16 protein-coding genes are annotated in these 18,422 nt (G+C 72.8%); 8 read left to right on the top strand and 8 right to left on the bottom strand.

The genetic code is table 11. The features are described 5' to 3' along the window. Window positions 1–33: 33 nt before the first annotated feature. Window positions 34–1,095, bottom strand: coding sequence for a MerR family transcriptional regulator (locus JYA75_RS13905; RefSeq protein WP_203330109.1), 1,062 nt, complete (start codon window positions 1,093–1,095; stop codon window positions 34–36). A 39-nt stretch (window positions 1,096–1,134) separates the two neighbouring features. Beyond that, entirely contained in the window at window positions 1,135–2,364 is a 1,230-nt protein-coding gene (locus JYA75_RS13910) for a serine/threonine-protein kinase (protein ID WP_275408360.1), read from the bottom strand. A gap of 163 nt (window positions 2,365–2,527) precedes the next feature. Here JYA75_RS13910 and JYA75_RS13915 point away from each other — a divergent pair, with 163 nt between their 5' ends. From JYA75_RS13915 to JYA75_RS13925, 3 genes are read left to right on the top strand one after another with little or no spacing between them, the layout of a single operon-like run. Continuing rightward, window positions 2,528–3,316, top strand: a complete 789-nt coding sequence (locus JYA75_RS13915) for a hypothetical protein (RefSeq protein WP_006945803.1) — start codon at window positions 2,528–2,530, stop codon at window positions 3,314–3,316. Beyond that, a complete protein-coding gene (locus JYA75_RS13920; protein ID WP_006945805.1) occupies window positions 3,313–4,884 on the top strand; it encodes a DNA polymerase Y family protein in 1,572 nt (523 codons plus the stop codon). Before JYA75_RS13915 ends, JYA75_RS13920 begins: the two co-directional genes overlap by 4 nt. Window positions 4,885–4,899: 15 nt before the next feature. Further along, entirely contained in the window at window positions 4,900–5,655 is a 756-nt protein-coding gene (locus JYA75_RS13925; RefSeq protein WP_203330110.1) for an alpha/beta hydrolase, read from the top strand. Window positions 5,656–5,744: 89 nt separating this feature from the next. Here JYA75_RS13925 and JYA75_RS13930 read toward each other — a convergent pair whose 3' ends face one another. After that, complete coding sequence (locus JYA75_RS13930) at window positions 5,745–6,047, bottom strand: nucleoside triphosphate pyrophosphohydrolase (protein WP_006945808.1); 303 nt, start codon at window positions 6,045–6,047, stop codon at window positions 5,745–5,747. A 32-nt stretch (window positions 6,048–6,079) separates the two neighbouring features. Between JYA75_RS13930 and JYA75_RS13935 the strand changes: the two genes are divergently transcribed. The 5 genes from JYA75_RS13935 to JYA75_RS13955 all read left to right on the top strand — a co-directional run bounded on the left by JYA75_RS13935 (window position 6,080) and on the right by JYA75_RS13955 (window position 9,961). After that, complete coding sequence (locus JYA75_RS13935) at window positions 6,080–7,186, top strand: HNH endonuclease domain-containing protein (RefSeq protein WP_203330111.1); 1,107 nt, start codon at window positions 6,080–6,082, stop codon at window positions 7,184–7,186. Between the two features lie 29 nt (window positions 7,187–7,215). After that, entirely contained in the window at window positions 7,216–7,683 is a 468-nt protein-coding gene (locus tag JYA75_RS13940; RefSeq protein ID WP_203330112.1) for a DIP1984 family protein, read from the top strand. Between the two features lie 271 nt (window positions 7,684–7,954). Beyond that, entirely contained in the window at window positions 7,955–8,476 is a 522-nt protein-coding gene (locus JYA75_RS13945; RefSeq protein ID WP_006945816.1) for a hypothetical protein, read from the top strand. 2 nt (window positions 8,477–8,478) lie between these two features. After that, complete coding sequence (locus tag JYA75_RS13950; protein ID WP_006945818.1) at window positions 8,479–9,054, top strand: YdeI/OmpD-associated family protein; 576 nt, start codon at window positions 8,479–8,481, stop codon at window positions 9,052–9,054. A 22-nt stretch (window positions 9,055–9,076) separates the two neighbouring features. Next, complete coding sequence (locus tag JYA75_RS13955; RefSeq protein WP_006945819.1) at window positions 9,077–9,961, top strand: sucrase ferredoxin; 885 nt, start codon at window positions 9,077–9,079, stop codon at window positions 9,959–9,961. A gap of 60 nt (window positions 9,962–10,021) precedes the next feature. Here JYA75_RS13955 and JYA75_RS13960 read toward each other — a convergent pair whose 3' ends face one another. From JYA75_RS13960 to JYA75_RS13980, 5 genes are read right to left on the bottom strand one after another with little or no spacing between them, the layout of a single operon-like run. Further along, complete coding sequence (locus JYA75_RS13960; RefSeq protein ID WP_203330113.1) at window positions 10,022–12,010, bottom strand: SDR family oxidoreductase; 1,989 nt, start codon at window positions 12,008–12,010, stop codon at window positions 10,022–10,024. Between the two features lie 32 nt (window positions 12,011–12,042). Beyond that, on the bottom strand, window positions 12,043–14,166 hold the full coding sequence (locus JYA75_RS13965; RefSeq protein ID WP_006945823.1) for an MMPL family transporter: 2,124 nt from the start codon (window positions 14,164–14,166) through the stop codon (window positions 12,043–12,045). 60 nt (window positions 14,167–14,226) lie between these two features. Next, a complete protein-coding gene (locus JYA75_RS13970) occupies window positions 14,227–15,810 on the bottom strand; it encodes a multidrug ABC transporter permease (protein WP_239010585.1) in 1,584 nt (527 codons plus the stop codon). Next, the gene (locus tag JYA75_RS13975; RefSeq protein ID WP_203330114.1) at window positions 15,807–16,724 is read right to left on the bottom strand and encodes an ABC transporter ATP-binding protein; all 918 of its coding nucleotides are present in this window, start codon (window positions 16,722–16,724) and stop codon (window positions 15,807–15,809) included. The genes JYA75_RS13970 and JYA75_RS13975 overlap by 4 nt, the downstream gene beginning before the upstream one ends. A gap of 10 nt (window positions 16,725–16,734) precedes the next feature. Then, window positions 16,735–18,276: a multicopper oxidase domain-containing protein gene (locus tag JYA75_RS13980; protein ID WP_203330115.1), complete on the bottom strand. Its 1,542-nt coding sequence runs from the start codon at window positions 18,274–18,276 to the stop codon at window positions 16,735–16,737. Window positions 18,277–18,422 lie beyond the last annotated feature (146 nt).

Here is an 18,422-nt window from a genome sequence, read left to right on the forward strand (position 1 = left end):
GCCCCGGCGACGGCGGTCATGGTCGGGTCGCGGTCACGGGTGTTCTTCTCGGCGGACGGGCATGGCCAGGGTGGTCAGGTCGCCGGCGGCAGCGGAACGGATCACGACGGGCCGGTCGTAGGAGGCGATGTCCAGCAGCACCTCCGGGCCGACGGCAGTGTCGAGGGCGGCTCCCAGCCCGTCCCGGTCGAAGGAGAGATCCAGGTCGGCGCCGGTGACGTCGGCGGGCAGCACGCGGTCGTGCCCCCGGTGGCCGACGGTGAGTGCCGCCGCCCGCACGCGCAGGTCGATCGTGCCGGCCGCGGCGTCGCGCACGGCCCCGGCCAGGGCGTCGCGGTGCACGATCACCCGCGTGACCGGTGGGTCGAGGGCGGCGAGCATGCTGCCGTAGTCGGGGAAGGTGCCCCCGACGGCCGGGCAGCGGTGCCGCCCGCCGTCCGCGCCGGTGAGGGTGAGCGCGCCCGAGTCGTCGTCGAGGGCCAGGCCGACGTTCTCGTGTTCCCGCAGCCAGGCGGCGGTCCCGCGGAGCGCGGAGCCGTCGGCGACGGTGCGGAACGGGTTCCCGGTGCGGGCCGCGGCCGTCACCGAGCCGGTGGTCAGCCGGTAACGGTTCGTCGCCGTCAGGACCACCGCCCCGGCGTCGACCTCAACGAGAATGCCTGTCAGACAAGGGATTTCCGAATCCGTGGCGACGGACGGAAGGACGCGTTCGACGGTGTCGGCGAGGAGCCGGCCCGGTACGACGACCGTCGGCGGCGCCACGAGGCGGGCCTTGACGGCGGAGGCCAGCCGGGTCGCGCGCTCGGCCCGGCGATGCAGCTCGGCGACGTGTTCGTCGAGCAGCGCGGCACCGGACTCGGCATCGCCGTCGAGGATCCGGCCGACGTCGTCGAGCGGGACGTCGAGTTCGCGGAGCTGACGGATTGTCACCGCTCGCTCGCGCTGGTCGACCGTGTAGTACCGGTAGCCGGTGACGGGATCGACCACGGCGGGCACGAGCAGCCGGCAGTCGCCGTAGAACCGCAGCGCTCCCGGGGTGAGCCCGCTGAGCCGGGCCATGGTGCCGATCGTGATCAGGTCTGGGGAGGTGGTCACGGCCCCATCATCGAGCTTCGGCCGACCCGAAGGTCAAGCTCAGCTCACGACGACCGCGACGATCAGGGCCACGATCAGCGCGAGAACGAGCACGGCCACCATGGCCGCCATCGCCATCGGTGCGAACGCCACGATCTTCTCCTGCGTGGTGCGCGGCGGGGGACCGGTGGGCCGCAGCCGGCGCAGCAGCTCCGCAGGGCGGGGCACGCCCCGCGGTGACATCGAGCGGGGCACGCCCCGCGGTGACATCGAGCGGGGCGCGCTGTGGGGAGCTGCGGGCAACCCGGTGAGGGTGCCCCCGGTGCCCGCGGTGCGCCGGGAACCGACGAGGGTCGTGGCGCGCCGCGCCCACACGGGGACGGTGCCGTCGGCGGACAGGATCGGCCGGCCGCGGAGCAGTGCCGGATCGGCGTCGGGCCCGAAGGCGACCGCGGCGAGACGGTCCCGGGCCTGCTCCATCGTCGGGCGGCGGGCGGGGTCCGGTTCCAGCATCGCGAGGAGGACGTCGGTCAGCGGGCCCGTCCGGGTCGGCGGGATGATCTCGGCGCGGGCGACGCGGTGCAGCAGGGCGATCGAGTCGGGGTCGATGCCGAACGGTGGCTGGCCCTCGATTGCGGTGTAGAGGGTCGCGCCGAGGGAGAAGACGTCGCTGGCCTCGGTGGGATCGCTGCCGCGGGCGACCTCGGGTGCGAAGAAGGCGGGGGTACCGGTGATCACACCGGAACGGTCGTGGTCGCCCTTGGCGCGGGCGATGCCGAAGTCGCTGATCTTCACGGTGCCCAGCTCGCGGCCGCGCTCGGCGACGAGGATGTTGCCCGGCTTGATGTCGCGGTGCACGATCCCGGCGGCGTGGGCGGCGGCGAGCGCGTCGGCGATGTGTGTGCCGATCTGCGCCACCTCGAGCGGCGGCAGGGTGTCGGCGATGTTCATCACCTGGGCGAGGCTGCGGGAGGGCAGATGCTCCATGACGAGCCACGGCTCGCCGGAGTGGAGGGCGACGTCGTACATGGAGATGGCGTGCTCGTGGGTGAGGCGGGCGGCGATCCGGCCCTCGCGCAGCGTACGGCGGCGGATCTCCTCGGCGGCCTCCGTGGGCAGGCCCACGGTCGAGGTGACCTGCTTGACGGCCACGTCCCGGTCGAGCAGGGTGTCGTGCGCGAGCCAGACCGCGCCCATACCACCGCCGCCGAGCTTGGAGACGAGTCGATAACGTCCGGCCACCAGCTGATCCGGGCCGACGACGCTTGCCGCTCGCTCCTGTTCTGCCACCTTGACGAGGGTAGTGGATGCCGCGGTGAGCCATCGCTTGACGGGCGCCCCGCCGCCGGGTCTACTGAACCTGTTCGAATACGTGTTCGAACAATCGCGTCTTCCCCGCGGTTTGTCGGTGGGCCGTGCTATACGCGGCCGGCGCAGGGCGAGGGGAGTTCGTGTGGGTGAGGTGGCCGAGTTTCCGGTCGAGGGCGGGTCGCAGGCTCCGGCGGGGCTCCCCCGGCAGGAACGGCTCGAGGCGTTGCGGCGGCAGATCGCCGCGATTCCTGTGAGGGGGGAGAGTGCTCGTCCCCGCCCCGCCGAGCCCGCGACGTCCCCGGTGCCGGTCGACCGGCTGCTTCCGGTGCCCGAGCCGCTCGCACGGCTGCTCCCGGACGGTGGCCTGGTCCGCGGATCCGTCGTAAGTTTCTCCGGGGCAATGTCTTTGCTGATCGGTGTGCTGGCCTCGGCCACCGCCGCCGGTGGGCACGCCGCCGTCGTCGGTCATCGCCGCCTCGGCCTGCTCGCCGCCGCCGAGATGGGGGCCGAACTGAGCCGGATCGCGCTGATCCCCGAGCCCGGACCGGATCCGGTGGAGGTGGCCGCCGTCCTGCTCGACGGCATGGACCTCGTCGTCCTCGGCCTCGGGGGCGCCGTGGTGCCGCCGGCGCGGACCCGGGCGGTGGTTGCGCGGGCCCGCAGCAAGGGCGCGGCCCTGATGGTCACCGACGGCCGGTGGGACGGAGCGCACGTGCGGCTCGAGGCCGCGGTGCACGGCTACCGGGGACTGTCGGCCTCGGCCCGGGGCAGGCTGTGCGGCACCGGGCTTTCCGTGCGCGCGCAGGGTCGGGCCTTCCAGCCCCGTGTGGCGCGAATAGACTTGTGTGCCGGTCGAACCGGAGTGGAGTGGCGCCCCGGCGAACCGGCGCGGGTGGGGAGTGTGCCCCGCCCGGTCGAGGTGGCGCGGTGAGCGAATCCGGCTGCCCGGCCCGGGTGGTGGCCCTGTGGTGCCCGGACTGGCCGGCGATCGCCGCCGCCGCGGCTGCCGACCTGCCGCCCACGGCGCCGGTGGCGGTGATCTCGGCCAACCGCGTGGCGGCCTGTTCCGCACCGGCCCGGGCCGCCGGCGTGCGACGGGGCCTGCGGCGACGGGAGGCTCAGGCTCGGTGCCCGGATTTGTATGTCACCCAGGATGATCCGGACCGCGATGCGCGGTTGTTCGAGCCGGTGGTGGCGGCGATCGACGCGGCGGCGCCCGGCGTGGAGGTGCTGCGCCCCGGTCTGGTGGTGCTCGCTGCACGCGGCGTCGTGCGCTGGTTCGGTTCCGAGGAGGCGGCGGCCGAGCGGTTGGTCGACGAGGTGGCCGCCACCGGCGTCGAATGCCAGGTCGGCATCGCCGACGAGCTGTTCACCGCGGTGCTCGCCGCCCGCCACGCCCGCCTCGTCCCGCCCGGAGAGGACGAGGAATTCCTTGCACCCCTGAATATTTCGGAGATCTGCGTGGAGCCGTCCCTGACCGCTCCGGACCGCGTCGACCTGGTGGACCTGCTGAAACGGCTCGGTCTGCGCACGATCGGGGCGTTCGCCGCGCTGTCGCCGACCGACGTCGCCTCCCGCTTCGGTGCGGACGCCGTCGCCGCGCACCGCAGCGCACGGGCACGGCCGCAGCGCCCGCCGTCCGGTCGTGCCCTGCCGCCCGATCTGGTGGTGGAGCGCCCCTGCGATCCGCCGCTCGAACGGGTCGACTCGGCCGCCTTCGCCGGCCGGGCGCTCGCCGCGCTGCTGCACACCCGGCTGGCCGCGGCGGGGGTGGCCTGCACCCGGCTGCTGGTGGCCGCCCGCACCGGCAACGGTGAGGAGCTGGCCCGGACGTGGCGCTGCGCCGAGCCGCTGACCCCGGACGGCACCGCCGACCGGGTGCGCTGGCAGCTCGACGGCTGGCTCACCGGGCACAGCGCGACCCGCCCCACCGCCGGGATCGTGCTGCTGCGGCTCGAACCGGTGGAGGTGGTGGCGGCGGGGGCGCTGCAGCTGGGCCTGTGGGGCGGGGCCGGCGACGAGGACGAACGGGCCCGGCGCGCCCTGGTGCGGGTGCAGGGACTGCTCGGTGGCGAAGCCGTGCTGGTGGGGGTGCTCAGCGGCGGACGTGGCCCGCTGGAACGGGTGACCCTCGTGCCGCTGGGGGAGGAGCGGGTGCCGGCGACGGATCCGTCGGCGCCGTGGCCGGGTCGGCTGCCCCCGCCCGCCCCGGCGGTGGTGCTCACCACCCTGCCCCCGATCGCGCTCGAGGACGCGTCGGGCACCCCGGTGACGGTGACCGAGCGCGGTCTGCTCAGCGGCGATCCCACCCGGCTGAGCTGGGGCAGCCGCAGCTGGCGGGTGCACGCCTGGGCCGGGCCGTGGCCGGTGGACGAGTACTGGTGGGACCCGGCCGCGGCGCGGGCGGCGGCGCGGCTGCAGGTGCGGCTCGAGGAGTCCCGGGCCCTGCTGGTGATCCACGTCGACGACCGCTGGCATGTGGAGGGCGTCTACGAGTGAGTACCCTCGGTTGACGTGGAGACCAGTGTGCTGACGGCCGCGCCGAACGGTGTGGCGATCGCCTACCGGGATTCGGCTCCCAGGACGGGCCACCACCCGGTGCCGGTGATGCTGGTGCACGGGATGGGCGGCGACGGACGCACGTGGGACCGGTTCGCCCGGTCCCTGCTCGCGGCCGGCCGGCGGGTCGTCGCGGTGGACCTGCGCGGCCACGGGCGCAGCGCCCGCGCCGCGTCCTACCGCTTCGACGAGTTCGGCGCCGACGTGCTCGGGCTCTGCGAACACCTGGGCCTCGAGACGGTCGACCTCGTCGGGCATTCCCTCGGCGGGCACACCGGATCCCTCGTCGCGCAGCAGCGCCCGGGCCTGGTGCGGCGCCTGGTGCTCGAGGAGGCGCCGCTGCCGCTGCGCCCGGGCGATCCGCCGCAGGTGCTCGGCGGGCGCCTGCCGTCGCCGGCCGAGCTGTGGCACGCCTCGACGAGCCTGCTGCGCAATCCGCGCGCGACGTTCGCCTTCGACCGCTCCATGACCGGCTCGGCGCTCACCCAGTTCCGCGCGCCGAATCCGCTTTGGTGGGAACATCTTCCGCGGATCACCGCACCGACGATGATCCTGCGGGGCGGGCCGGGCAGCATGGTCGATCCGGCCCGGCTCGAGGCCGCTGTGGACGTCCTCGGCGACGTCGCGGTCCACGACTTCACCTGCGGCCACAGCATCCACCGCGATCGGCACCGCGAGTTCGAGGCCGCCGTGCTGCCCTTCCTCACCTGAGCACTCGTTCCGCCACGACAGAGCTTCCGGACAGCGACAACCGTCGAGACGGTTGTCGCTGTCCGGAGCCTGTTGGCGGTGTACCGACGCTATTCCAGCCAGATGCGGCGATCGAAGCCGCCGCGCTCGGCGCGCTTGGCGGTGGCCGCGGCAGCCACCTCCTCGGCAGCGATCCCGAACGCGGCGAGCAGGGACGTGAACACCTCGTGCACGTCGGCGAGTTCGCCGAGCCGCTCGTCGCCGTTGTGCGCCTCCCGCAGCTCGTGTGCTTCCTCGACCAGCTTGTCGAGCAGGGCGCTGCGGTACTCGTCCCGATCGAGTACACGGGTGCGCGCCACCCGGCCGTCGGCCTCGATGATGTCGGGAATCCGGTCGCGGACCAGCTTGCCCATCATGATTCCTCCCGCTGCGCTACCGTGGCGGGGTGGACGGTACCGGACCACCCACGGACGCCCTCGCGCTCGGTCAGCGCGTCGTCGCCGTCCTCGAGACCGGTGCCCGGACCGCCACTTACAAGCTTGCGACCCTTTCGGCACTTGTCGGCTTCTGCGTCGAACATCTGCCGGCGGACCCGGCTGCGGCACTCGACGTGCCGATCGACGCCCTGGCCGAGCGGGTGATCGACCTGTACTGGCCCCAGGTCCGTCCGTTCGACGGGCACCGGTTGCGCCAGTCCTCGCAGCCGAAGGCTCGGATCCTGACGGCGGTGGAGGTGCTGCGCGGTGCGGCGAACGCCGGCGGGGTGGTCGGCCTGTCCATCGCGAGGCTGCGGATGCCCGACTTGTACCGCGAGGCTGTCGCGGAGGTCGCGCTCACACTGGCGCAGCAACCGCTGTACCGGCTGCAGCGGCTACCGGGCGGACGTGGCGAACCGTTCCTCTACGACGACTCCTGGTTGCACTCCGGAATCACCCGAGCGGCGATTGCCCGGCACGGTGGCGTAATCCGCCTGTTTCCGGGGGTCGCGGCGGCGCTGGCCCGCCTGTCCGGTCTGCTCACCCCGACACTGGAGATCCTGTGGGTTCAGGACGTGCGCCGCTACAACGCCTTTCTCGACGAGGACGTTCCCGACATCGCGGGGCACCTGTTCGGCCGCGACCGCGTCTCGCTCGCGAAGCCGCGCGTGGCGCTGCGCGAGGCCTTCGGAACGCAGTGTTTCTATTGTGCGACAAGCCTTTCCGATGGAAATCCGGTTGACCACGTGCTACCGTGGTCCCGGGTGCCTCTCGACGGGCTGGCCAATCTCGTACTCGCCTGCGGAGGTTGCAACACCGACAAGCGGGATTCGCTGCCCGCGCTGGCGCACACCGAGCGGGCGTTGAGCCGAGATCGCACCGTCCTCGAGCAGCTCGCCGCCGACATCGGTTGGCCGACTCAGTACGACCGCACTCTTGCCGCCGCGCGCGGCCTGTACCGCAGCTCACCCCCGAGCACGCCGACGTGGCAGGGCCGTTCGCGGACCGGAACGTGGGACACGGTATTTCCGCCCGGCTGGGTGGTCTCGACGGTGCCGGAAACCGGGTTCACATGAACACGACCGGTCGTCTACGATTCGACGCCATGCGGTTGGCAGAGGCACTCGCCGAGCGAGGCGAGCTGAAACGGCGGATCGAGCAGCTCGGCACCCGGATCGTGGCCAACGCCCGGTACCAGGAGGGTGAGGAGCCCGCCGAGAATGCCGGCGAGCTCCTCGACCAACTCACCGACGCCATGGATCGGCATGCGCTGCTGATCGCTCGGATCAACAAGACGAACACCGCCACCCGCGTCGGCGACCGCACGCTCACCGACGCGCTGGCCGAACGAGACGCCTTGCAGGCCCGGCACCGTGCGCTGACCGCGGCCGCGGACGCGGCCTCGGGCAGCAGGGACCGATACGGGCGACAACTCCGGTCCGAACTGGCATACGTCTCGGCGCTGTCGGTCCGGGACCTGCGGCGCACCACCGACGACCTGGCCCGCCGGATCCGGCAGGTGGACATGGAGATCCAGCGCGTGAACTGGGAGGTTGATCTGATCGGCGAGTGATCGTGGGCAGCGGGTACCCGAATCGGAAGCGAGCACACGCCGTGGGTCGCGGTGAATCGACCTTTTTGTATCCTCAGGCGCGCGGAGGGCAGCGCCGCGGGTTCGACTCCCGCACACAGGGCAGCCCTGCACGACGCACGAGGGCACGGTGCACGCCGGCACAGTTCATCACCACGTGCTGATCCGGATCGGGGAGGGCGGGAACGGGGCACCCACGAGCCGTCGGCCCGACAGGGCGCTCGCGCTGCGGCGCAGCCGCTAGGATCGCCGCATGACATGGACCGCGTCCGACCGTCGACTGTTGGCCGCCGCCGCGGTATTCGTGGTGTCGCAGGCGAACATCGCCCGCGTGCTCGGCCCCGCCGCGCCGGCGGTGGGACGGATCCAGGCCGCCTTCTCCGCGGCGACATACCGCAACGTTCTCGACGGACTCGACGCGGACACCGCCCCGCGGTATCGCCGGCACTATTACTGGGATCTGGTGCATCCCTTGATCTTTGCCATCGCACTGCAGGCCGGTGCGCGATCGCTCGCCGAGCACCGGCCCGTGCCCGCGCACACCCGCCGGGTCCTCGCCGTCGCTCCGGCGGTGGCCGCGGCGGCGGACTACGTCGAGAACGCCGCGGGCCTGTATCTGCTCGACCACCGTGACCGCATCACCGACACCACCGTCCGGGTGGCGACGACGGTCAGCACCGTCAAGTGGGTGCTCGCGCTCGGCTCTCTCGCCTACCTGTCCCAGGGCTTCCTGGGCCTGGGGACGCGGGCGGGCCTGCGCCGGCTGGGGAGATGATCATGGCCGACGAGCTGCCCGTCGAGTACTTCCCGGACCGGGAGTCCTTCGCCGCCTGGCTGCGTGAGCACCACACGGACTCGCCCGGCATCTGGGTCAAGCTCGCCAAGAAGGGATCGGCGCATCCGTCGGTGACCTACGCCGAGGTGGTCGAGGAACTGCTGTGCCACGGCTGGATCGACAGTCAGGCACGCAGGCTCGACGACGACTTCCGGCTGCAGCGCATCACTCCGCGCCGGGCCCGCAGCCCCTGGTCGCAGCGTAACCGGGCGCTCGCCGAACGGTTCGAGGCAGAGGGCCGGCTCGCGCCGGCCGGGGCCGCCGAGGTCGCCCGCGCCCGCGCCGACGGCCGCTGGGAGCGCGCCTACGCCGGCCAGGCGACCGCGCAGGTGCCGCAGGACTTCCTCGACGCCCTCGCGGGCAATCCCGCGGCGCAGGCCTTCTACGACACGCTCGACGGCCGCAACCGGTACGCGATCGTGTACCGGCTGCAGGCCGCGAAGCGCCCGGAGACCCGGGCACGCCGCATCGAGGCCTTCGTGCAGCAGCTCGCGGAGGGCCGTCGCTTCCACGACTAGCCCGAACGGACACAATGGGCGGGTGAGCCTCGCCTTTCCTCCTGCCTGCTCGGCGGCCTCCGCGCTGGACGAGCCCCTGCCCGGCACCGCGGCGACCGCCCCCGGCTGGGTGTGCCTCGAGATGCCGTCCGGCTGGGGGCGCGACGTCCTCGACGGCACCGCTCTCGGCCCCGGCCTCGCCGGCGAGATCTCGGCCGCGGCCGACGCCGTCGGAGTGCGGTTCCTGTTCGTCCGGCGGCCCGGTCGTGACACCGCCCGCCGCGGCGACGGCCGCACCGTGCTCCTGGCCCGCTCCGATCCGGGCGGCAGCTGGTGCGAGCGGCTGGAGGTCGGGGAGCCGAAGGAACTGCTCGACCTGATCCCGCGCATCGTCGCCGGCCCGGCGCCCGGCCTCGGCCGTGCGCAGGACCGGCCCGTCGCGCTGGTGTGCGCCCACGGCAAACGGGACCGGTGCTGTGCCGTGCTGGGGCGCCCCGTGGCGGCGGCGCTGGCTGCGGAGTTCGGCGACGACGTGTGGGAGTGTTCGCACACCGGCGGGCACCGCTTCGCCCCGTCGCTGATCCTGTTGCCCACGGGCTACACCTACGGCCGGCTCGACGTCGCGCAGAGCCGGGACGCCGTGGCGGCCGCCGCTCGCGGCGAGGTGTATCTGCCGGGGTTGCGGGGGCGCAGCAGCTGGTCCGCGGCCGGGCAGGTCGCCGAGATCGCGGTGCGGGGGCAGGTGCCCGCGGATGCGGACGCGCTCGTCGTCGACGAGGGCGACGCCGGAACGGTGGTGCGGCACCGCGACGGTCGCCGCTGGCGCGTGCAGGTCGAGACCCGGCAGTTGCCGCCGCGTCCGGTCAGCTGCGGCGCCGATCCGAAGCCGGTGCGACCGCTGATGGCGACGGAGACAACTGCGCTCTAGTGCGGTGTGTCCTTCGGGCGGCCGGGACCGCCCGAAGGACACACCGGCGGCGCAGCCGCCTCACCAGTGCACGCCGGGCAGTAGCCGGCCGATCCGGCGCAGCACCGCAGGGTTCGGCAGCACCGGACGGGGCAGCGTCCGCGGCTGCGGGGGTGCGTCGGCGGAGGCGCACTGCTCGCCGCGCGCGGCGGGCGCGTCGGGGTAGGCGTGGTAGTAGAGCGAGAACATCCGGTCCCGCAGGCCCGGCGCGAAGATGCCGCCGAGCTCGCCGAGGGTGCCGATCGGCACGTCGATGCGCTTGGGCCGTTCGACGAGGGCTCGGACCACCATCCGCGCGGCGTCCTCCGGGCTGATCGCCGGACCCGGGTTGTACGCCCCGCTGGGTTCGATCATGGGGGTGCGCACGAGCGGCATGTGAATGGTGGTGAAAGTGATTCCGTCGTCCCGGGTTTCGGAGGCGGCGACGTCGGCGAACCCCTCGAGCGCGGACTTCGAGGCGATGTACGCGGCGTATCGCGGGGTGCGGGCCTGCACCCCGGCGGTGCTGATGTTCACGATGTGCCCGAACCGCCGTGCGCGCATGTGCGGCACCAAGGCCAGGGTCAACCGCACCGCACCGAAGTAGTTGACCGCCATGGTGCGTTCGAAGTCGTGCAGCCGGTCCGTCGAGTGGTACAGCCCGCGCCGGATGGAGCGTCCCGCGTTGTTGACGAGCATGTCGACGTGGTCGTGCTCGGCGAGGACCGCCTGCACGGTGCGCTCCACCGCCGCCGGGTCGGTGAGGTCACACGGATACGCGTACGCGCTGCCGCCGCCCGCCCGGATCACGGCGACGACTGCGTCGAGTGCCTCGGCGCGACGGGCGAGGGCGAAGACCACGGCACCCTCGCGGGCCGCGGCGATCGCGCTCGCCCGTCCGATCCCCGAGGAGGCACCGGTGATCAGCACGTGCCGTCCCACGAGCGGTCCACGCGGATCGTCGCGGCGGGCACGGCCGGGGTCGAGGTGCTCGCGCCAGTAGCGCCACAGCACGGGGGCGTAGCCGGCGAACTCGGGCAGCGTGATGCCGCTGCCGCGCAGGGCTTCCCGGGTGCTGCGGTCGGCGAACCGGCTCGGGAAGGTCAGCTGGCCGAACACGACCGGTGGGATGCCCGTCCGTCGCAGTGCGAGGCGTCGGGCGGTCTTCAGGCCGGGAAGCGCGGTGATCGACAACAGCGGACGTACCAGCGCGCCGGGCACGCCGGCGACGGGAACGGGGGCACCGGCCGCCGCGGCCAGCGCCGCGAACACCTCGCGGACCGGTTGCGGGCGGGAGACGAGGTGGAAGGTGCGCCCGTCCAGTCCGGGACGATGCATCAGTTCGACGATCGCGGCCGCGACGTAGTCGACCGGCACCAGGTTGGTGTCGCCGAGGTCGGGCAGGACCAGCGGCAGCCGCGCCGGCAGCGCCGCCAGCGCGGCCAGGGCGGGAAAGAAGTAGTAGGGGCCGTCGATCTTGTCGATCTCGCCGGTGGTGGAGCTGCCCACGATCGCGGACGGCCGGTAGATGCGCCGGCGCACCCGGCTCGCCCGGACCGCCTTCTCGGCCTCGAACTTGGTGCGGTGGTAGGGCGACGGGAAGTGCTGGCCCAGGTCGAGGTCGTCCTCGGCGAACGTGCCGCGGTGATCACCGGCGACGGCCACGGACGAGACGTGGTGCAGAGTCGCGCCCAGCTTCTCCGCGAGGGCGATCACCGCGCGGGTGCCCGCCACGTTCGTGGCGGCCTGCTCCTCTCCGGCGGTGAGGTCGTAGATGGCGCCGACGTGCAGGACGTGCTCGGCCGGCGGAATCGTCGCGGCCTCGAGTCCGAGTCCCGGCTCGGTGAGATCGCCGAGCAGCGGGTGCAGCCGGGTCCCACCCTCCAGGCGCGCGGAGAGGGCCTCGAACTTCGGCAGCGACGCCGGCCGGACCAGCACATGGACGTCGGCGTCCGGGTGGGTCGCGAGCAGTCGCCCGAGCACGTGCGTGCCGAGGAAGCCGGTGCCGCCCGTGACGAGGTACGTGGCCATGGCCCGAACCTACTGCAAGGTAAGAACGGATTCTAGTGTCCGATGCCGACCTTCGCGTGCACCCGCTTCATCCACGCCGGCGCCCACCAGTTCGCCTCGCCCATCAGCTTGACCAGCGACGGCACCAGCAGCATCCGCACCACCGTCGCGTCGATGATCAGCGCGAGGATCATCCCCACACCCAGGAACCGCATGATCGACAGGCCCGAGATCGTGAAGGCGCCGGTCACCACGATCAGCAGCAGCGCCGCCGAGGTCACCACCCGGCCGGTGCGTTCGGTGCCGAACCGCACCGCCTCCTCCGTGCTCGCCCCGGCGGCCCGTGCCTCCACCATGCGCGACATGAGGAACACCTCGTAGTCGGTGGACAGGCCGAACACCACCGCCAGGATCAGCACCACGAAGCTCGGCTCCAGCGGGCTGGGGGTCACGCCGAGCAACTCCGCTCCGTTCCCGAGCTGGAACACCCAGGTGAGCACGCCGAACGTGGCCGCCAGGCTCAGGCCCGCCATCGCCACCGCCTTGAGCGGCAGCACCACGGACCCGAATGCCAGGAACAGCAGCACGAGGGTCGAGAGCACCATGATCGCGATCATTGCCGGCATCGACCGCGCTATCGCGGCGTTGCTGTCGTCGACCATCGCCCGGCCGCCACCGACGAGCAGGTCGGTGCCCGGCGGGGGCGGCAGATCCCGCAGTTCCCGGACGATCTCGCCGGCCCGCGGCGTCTCCTCCACGCCCTGTGCGTACAGCGCCTGCAGCACCACGACATCGTTCCGCGAGGCGACGGTGACGGTCTGCGCGACGCCGTCCACGTCCGCCGCCGCGCGGGACACCGACGTGACCACGGCCGGGGCGGGCCCGGAGCCCTCGTCACCCCTCAGCACGAGCGTGACGCCGTTGCCGGTGGAGGGGAATTCGTCGAGCAGCGTCTGGGTGGCGGCACGCGCCGGGTCGCCCGCCGGCAAGGCCGTGTACTCGATCTCCCCGAAGGAGGCGCGCAACAGCGGCGTGGCGAGCAGCAGCAGGCCGGCGGTGATGGTCACCGCGACCAGCGCCGGCCGGCGCATCACCTTCGTCACCACCGCCCCCCAGAAGCGCCGGGCCCGGGCCTCGCCCCGCCGCGCCGCGCCCTCCCGCCACGTCAGTGCGTTGATGCGGTGCCCGAGTATCGCCAGCAGCGCGGGGATCGCGGTGAGTGAGAGCACCGCCGCGCTGAGCACCGCGGCGATCGCGCCGAGGCCCAGCGAGCGCAGCAGCGCCTGCGGGAAGACGAGCATTCCGGCGAACGCGCACATCAGCAGCAGCCCCGAGAACAGCACCGTGCGGCCCGCGGTGAGCACGGTGCGACGGGTCGCGGTCGCCGGGTCGGCACCCGAGTCGAGTTCCTCCCGGAAGCGGCTGACGATGAACAGCCCGTAGTCGATCGCCAGGCCCAGCCCGATGAGGGACGTGACGTTCAGCGCGAAGGAGCTCACGTCGGTGTACATCGTGAGCAGGCGCAGCGTGGCGAGGGCACTGAGGACGGCGAGGACCCCGACGAACACCGGGACCGCCGCCGCGACGAGACCGCCGAAGATGAACACCAGCAGCACCAGCGTCACCGGCAGCGCAATCGCCTCCGCGAACAACAGGTCGCGCTCGAGCCGGGTGGTGAATGCGACGCCGACGACCGAGTTCCCCGCGAACTGCGCGTCGACGCCGGGGACCTCGAGCTTCGGCAGCAGGCCCTGGAACGTGGTGACGGTGATCTCCGAGCCGGGCTCGAGGGTGACGGCCGCCGCCGCGCTGCCGCCGTCCTTCGCCAGCAGCAGCTGCTTCGCCGGCGGCGCGGCCGACCAGTAGGAGTCGACCGCATGGGTGGGAACCTCGGCGGCGAACCGGTCGAGCACCGCGGTCACCTCGGGTCCGATGTCGGCGACGGTGCGCCCGGGCGGCGGGGTGTAGATCGCGATGATGTCGGCGGTCTGCGGACCGAAGTTGTCGTCCACGATGCGCTGCACCTCGGCCGATTCGCTGCCGGGGTCGTAGAACCCGCCCTGCGAGAGCCGGCCGAACACCCCGGTGCCCCAGACCCCGGCGAGCACGACGACGAGGACGGCCAAGCCGAGCACCCACCAGCGCCGGTCGACGACGAATGTGGACCAACGGTTCATGTGGTGTGCTCCGTTCGCGGTGACGACCCGATGCTCCGCGACTGTAGTGGCGTCCGGTCCTCAGCCGACGTCCCGGCGCCGGAACCCCGCGAACCCCGCCGCGACGAACAGCGCGGCCACGGCGGTGAGCACGGCGAACCCGAGCCACTGCGGCGGCGCCGCCGTCACCACCGGCACGTGCCGGAACGGACTGATCCCCAGGATCCAGTTCCACAACCGGAACAGCGGCCCCAGGATCGTCAGCGCGAATGCGGCGACCACACCGAGCCAGCCGAGCATCCGCGCCTGGGGCCGGGCGCCGATCACCGCGACCGCCAGCCCGACCAGCACCCACACCGCCGGAATCGTCACGAGCGCCTGCCGGATCAGATCCCCGGCCGGAATCTGTCCACCCCGCGCCGACGAGACGTACGCGAACAGCGTCGCGCCCACGAGCAGCGCCGCCGCGGGGGCGAGCAGCGCGATCCCGGCGTGCGACGCGAAGTACCGGGTCCGGGTCAGCGCCCCGGCCAGCACCGGTTCGACCCGCAGCGCCAGTTCCTCGGCGCGCAGCCGCATCATCACCTGGACCCCGAACACCGCGGCGACGATGCCCATCAGCTGCAGCATCGTCACCACGAAACCGAACACGAGCGAGCCGCGGCCGCTCCCGAGCAACGATCCGAGCGCCGGATTGTCGGCGAAGACATCGGCGAACGTGGTGGACATGAATCCGAACACCACCCCGAGCGCCACGAACACCGTCGCCCACGCTGCGGCTGCACCGCGGTGCAGCCGCAGCGCCAGGCCCCACACGCTCGTCCCCGCGCCGCCCTCCGCAGGCCCGGGTGACGGCGCGATCACGCCGACTCCGAAGTCCCGTCGCGCCTGTACGACGAACGCGACCAGCAGCAGCACCGCCGTCAGCGTCAGGCAGGCCGCCAGCGGCCACCAGTCGTTTCCCGACGCGGGACGGACCTGCTGCATCCAGCCGAGCGGGGTCGTCCAGATCGCCCATCCGTCCGGAGTGGTCACGTCGACGTAGGCGCGGATCAGCAGGCAGGCTCCGAGGATCCCGATCGCGAGGGTATTGGCAGTGGGGGCGTAGGAGCCGAGCTGGGCGGTGACCGCCGCGAGGGCGCCGAACACCAGCCCGGACGCGGTGAACGTCGCGGCCAGCGTGATCGAGTTGGCGACACCGCCGCCGACGAGGATCGTCGCGCCCGCGCAGACGACACCGAGCGCGACGGAGGCCAGCGCCGCCCAGGCGACGGCCGTCGCCAGCCGGGCCTGGCGGCCGACGACGCCGGAGGCGATGAGCTCGGCCTGGCCCGAATCCTCGTGCGCGCGGCTGTTGCGGGTGACGGCCAGGATCGCCATCAGGGCCGCGAAGAACGCGCCGAGCGCCCCGGCCCGCCACGCGTTGAACCCGTCCGCGTACGTCAGGTCGCGAGCCGGACCGAACACGACCCGCAGAGCCGGGTTCGCGCCGAGCGTGGCATCGAGGGTGCGCCGGCTCGCCGCGTCCGGGAACACCCAGCCGTAGGCGAGGACCGACGACACCGACAGCGCCGTGATGAGAACGATCCACGGCGCGACGTTGCCGCGGTCCTGCTCGGCGGTGGCCCGCAGCAGCGGCCGCATCCCCGTCAACGATGCCGTCACGTCGGGGCCTGCCCGTCCCGGCCGTGCCGGTGATAGTGCCGCAGGAACAGCTCCTCGAGCGACGGCGGCGAGACGGTGACGCTGCGGATGTCGTAGCGGCCCAGCGCGGCGAGCACCGGGCCGGCGCGGCCGTGCTCGACCGCGCAGTGCACGCGCGGGCCGTCGATCCGCACGTCGTGGATCCCGGACAGCGCCGTCAGCGCCGTCGGGTCGGCCACGGGCGCGGCGAGGACCGCGTCGATCGTGGACCGCAGGTCCGCGCGCATGTCCTCGAGGGTGCCGGTCTCGACGACCCGGCCGTCGCGGATGATGCTCATCCGGTCGGCGAGCGCCTCGACCTCGCTGAGAATGTGGCTCGACAGCAGGACCGTCCGCCCGCGCTGCTTCTCCCGGGCGATCTCGTCGTGGAACACCGCGGACATGAGCGGATCGAGCCCCGCGGTCGGCTCGTCGAGCAGCAACAACTCCACGTCCGAGGCCAGCGCCGCGACGAGCGCGACCTTCTGCCGGTTGCCCTTCGAATAGGTGCGGCCGCGCTTGGTCGGATCGAGTTCGAACCGGTCGAGCAGGTCCGCGCGGCGGCGCCGGTCGAGCCCGCCGCGTAACCGGCCGAGCAGGTCGACAGCCTCGCCGCCGGTCATGCCGGGCCACAGGCTCACGTCGCCGGGCACGTAGGCGAGCCGCCGGTGCAGGCTCACCACGTCGCGCCAGGGGTCGCCGCCGAGCAGTTCGACGTGTCCGGCGTCCGGGCGGAGCAGTCCCAGCAGGACCCGCAGCGTGGTGGACTTGCCGGCGCCGTTGGGGCCGAGGAAGCCGTGCACCTCGCCGGTGGCGACCTCGAGATCGAGGTCGTCGAGCGCGGTGAATCGTCCGAATCGCTTGACCAGTCCCTCGATCCGGATCGCGGACGTCATGGGACGCACGCTACTCGTGGACTGCGGTGTGGGCGGCCGGTTCGTGCGGCACGTTCGGCTCCTCGCCCGGGGCAACGACGACGAACTGTCCCATCATGCCGTTGTCCTCGTGCCGGAGCAGGTGACAGTGGTACATGTACGGCGTCGCCGGGCCGGGGCGGCCGGCGAACCGCATCAGCAGCCGGACGGTGTGCCCCGGCGCGATGTATACGGTGTCCTTCGGGCCGGACAGCGCGGGATGGCCGTCGCCGAGGACGCGGAAGCTCGTGCCGTGGATGTGGAAGTTGTGGATCGCGCCGCTGCTGTTGCGGACCTCCCACACCTCCGTGGCGCCGGCGGCGACGGTCTGGTCGAGGCGCGCCATGTCCATTTCGCGGCCGTCGATGGTGCCGGAGCCGGTGAGATCGATGCGTCGCGTGACGGTGGGTGTGCCGAGATCCTCGGGGGTGGTCGGTTCCCCGGGCACCGGCGCGCTGGGCGCGAGGGTCCGCGCGGCACGCAGTTCGAGGACGTCGAACTCGTCGTCACCGCCGGAGAACCGGGTCTGCCAGAAGTCCGCGCCCAGGTCCGGCGCCGTGCTGCGGAGCACGGTCGTCGTGCCCGCGGGCAACGCGACGACGATCTCGGCGCGCTCGCCGGGGGAGAGCTGGATGCGGCGCATCGGCGCCGGACGTTCGAGCAGGCCGCCCTCGGTGCCGATGAGCAGGAACGGCAGGCCGGCGTCGAAGGAGAAGTTGTAGACGCGGGCGTTGGAGGCGTTCAGCAGCCGCAGTCGGATCCGCTCGGTGGCGACGTCGAGGTAGGGCCGCGGGGTGCCGTTGACGACGATCTCGTCGCCGAGGAGACCGACGGCGGCGAACATCGGCCCGCCGGTGTCGAGCTGGTCGCCGTCGAACCGCTTGTCCTGCACCACGAGTGGGATGTCGTCGATCCCGTATCGATCGGGGAGGGACGGGCCGCCGGCCGGGTCGTCGAGCAGGAACATCCCGGCGACCCCGCGGTAGACGTGGTCGGCGGTGGCGCCGTGCGGGTGCGGGTGATACCACAGCGTTGCGGCGGGTTGGTCGATCGTCCACTGCGGACTCCACGTCGCCCCCGGGGCGATCGGCTGGTGCGGGCCGCCGTCCATCGCGGCCGGCAGGTGCATGCCGTGCCAGTGCAGGGTGCCGGTCTCGCCGAGATCGTTGGTGACGTTCACCCGCACCTGCTCGCCGCGCCCGGCACGCAGCGTCGGCCCGAGGTACGACCCGTTGACACCCCAGGTCCGGGTACCGGGACCGCGACCGATGTCCGTGGTGCCGCGCTGCATGGTCAGATCGAACACGCGGACCCCGTCGGGCGTGACCGTGCTGTCCGCGAGCGGTGGGATGTTCAGCGGACGGTCGAAGGTGACCTGCCCGGTGGTGTCGACCACCGTCGAGTTCCAGGCGTGCACGACGACGCCGGCAGCAATCGCGGTGACGAGGACGATCACGGCGACGACGGCGCCGGACAGTTGCAGCAGTACCCGCTTCACGAGATCGATACTGCTGGGGCGGGCGCGGCGGCACATCCGGGCGCACACCGGAAATCGGAATGGGGGACAACCCCGAAGGGGACCGGCGCGCCTGGGTACTCGGCGGACCGAACGGGAGGTTCCTGCGACGAGCGGGCGGTCGCCGGGCGTGCTACTCGGCCGATGCCGCGGGAACCGCCTTC

It is taken from the genome of Rhodococcus sp. PSBB066, assembly GCF_017068255.1.
In the GTDB taxonomy this organism is placed as follows: domain Bacteria; phylum Actinomycetota; class Actinomycetes; order Mycobacteriales; family Mycobacteriaceae; genus Rhodococcus; species Rhodococcus aetherivorans.

Coding starts and splice junctions, on each gene's coding strand:
- JYA75_RS13930 (WP_006945808.1), bottom strand. CDS start 6,047: ATGGGCAAGCTGGTCCGCGACCGGATTCCCGACATCATCGAGGCCGAC.
- JYA75_RS13940 (WP_203330112.1), top strand. CDS start 7,216: ATGCGGTTGGCAGAGGCACTCGCCGAGCGAGGCGAGCTGAAACGGCGG.
- JYA75_RS13945 (WP_006945816.1), top strand. CDS start 7,955: ATGACATGGACCGCGTCCGACCGTCGACTGTTGGCCGCCGCCGCGGTA.
- JYA75_RS13950 (WP_006945818.1), top strand. CDS start 8,479: ATGGCCGACGAGCTGCCCGTCGAGTACTTCCCGGACCGGGAGTCCTTC.
- JYA75_RS13960 (WP_203330113.1), bottom strand. CDS start 12,010: ATGGCCACGTACCTCGTCACGGGCGGCACCGGCTTCCTCGGCACGCAC.
- JYA75_RS13965 (WP_006945823.1), bottom strand. CDS start 14,166: ATGAACCGTTGGTCCACATTCGTCGTCGACCGGCGCTGGTGGGTGCTC.
- JYA75_RS13975 (WP_203330114.1), bottom strand. CDS start 16,724: ATGACGTCCGCGATCCGGATCGAGGGACTGGTCAAGCGATTCGGACGA.
- JYA75_RS13980 (WP_203330115.1), bottom strand. CDS start 18,276: ATGTGCCGCCGCGCCCGCCCCAGCAGTATCGATCTCGTGAAGCGGGTA.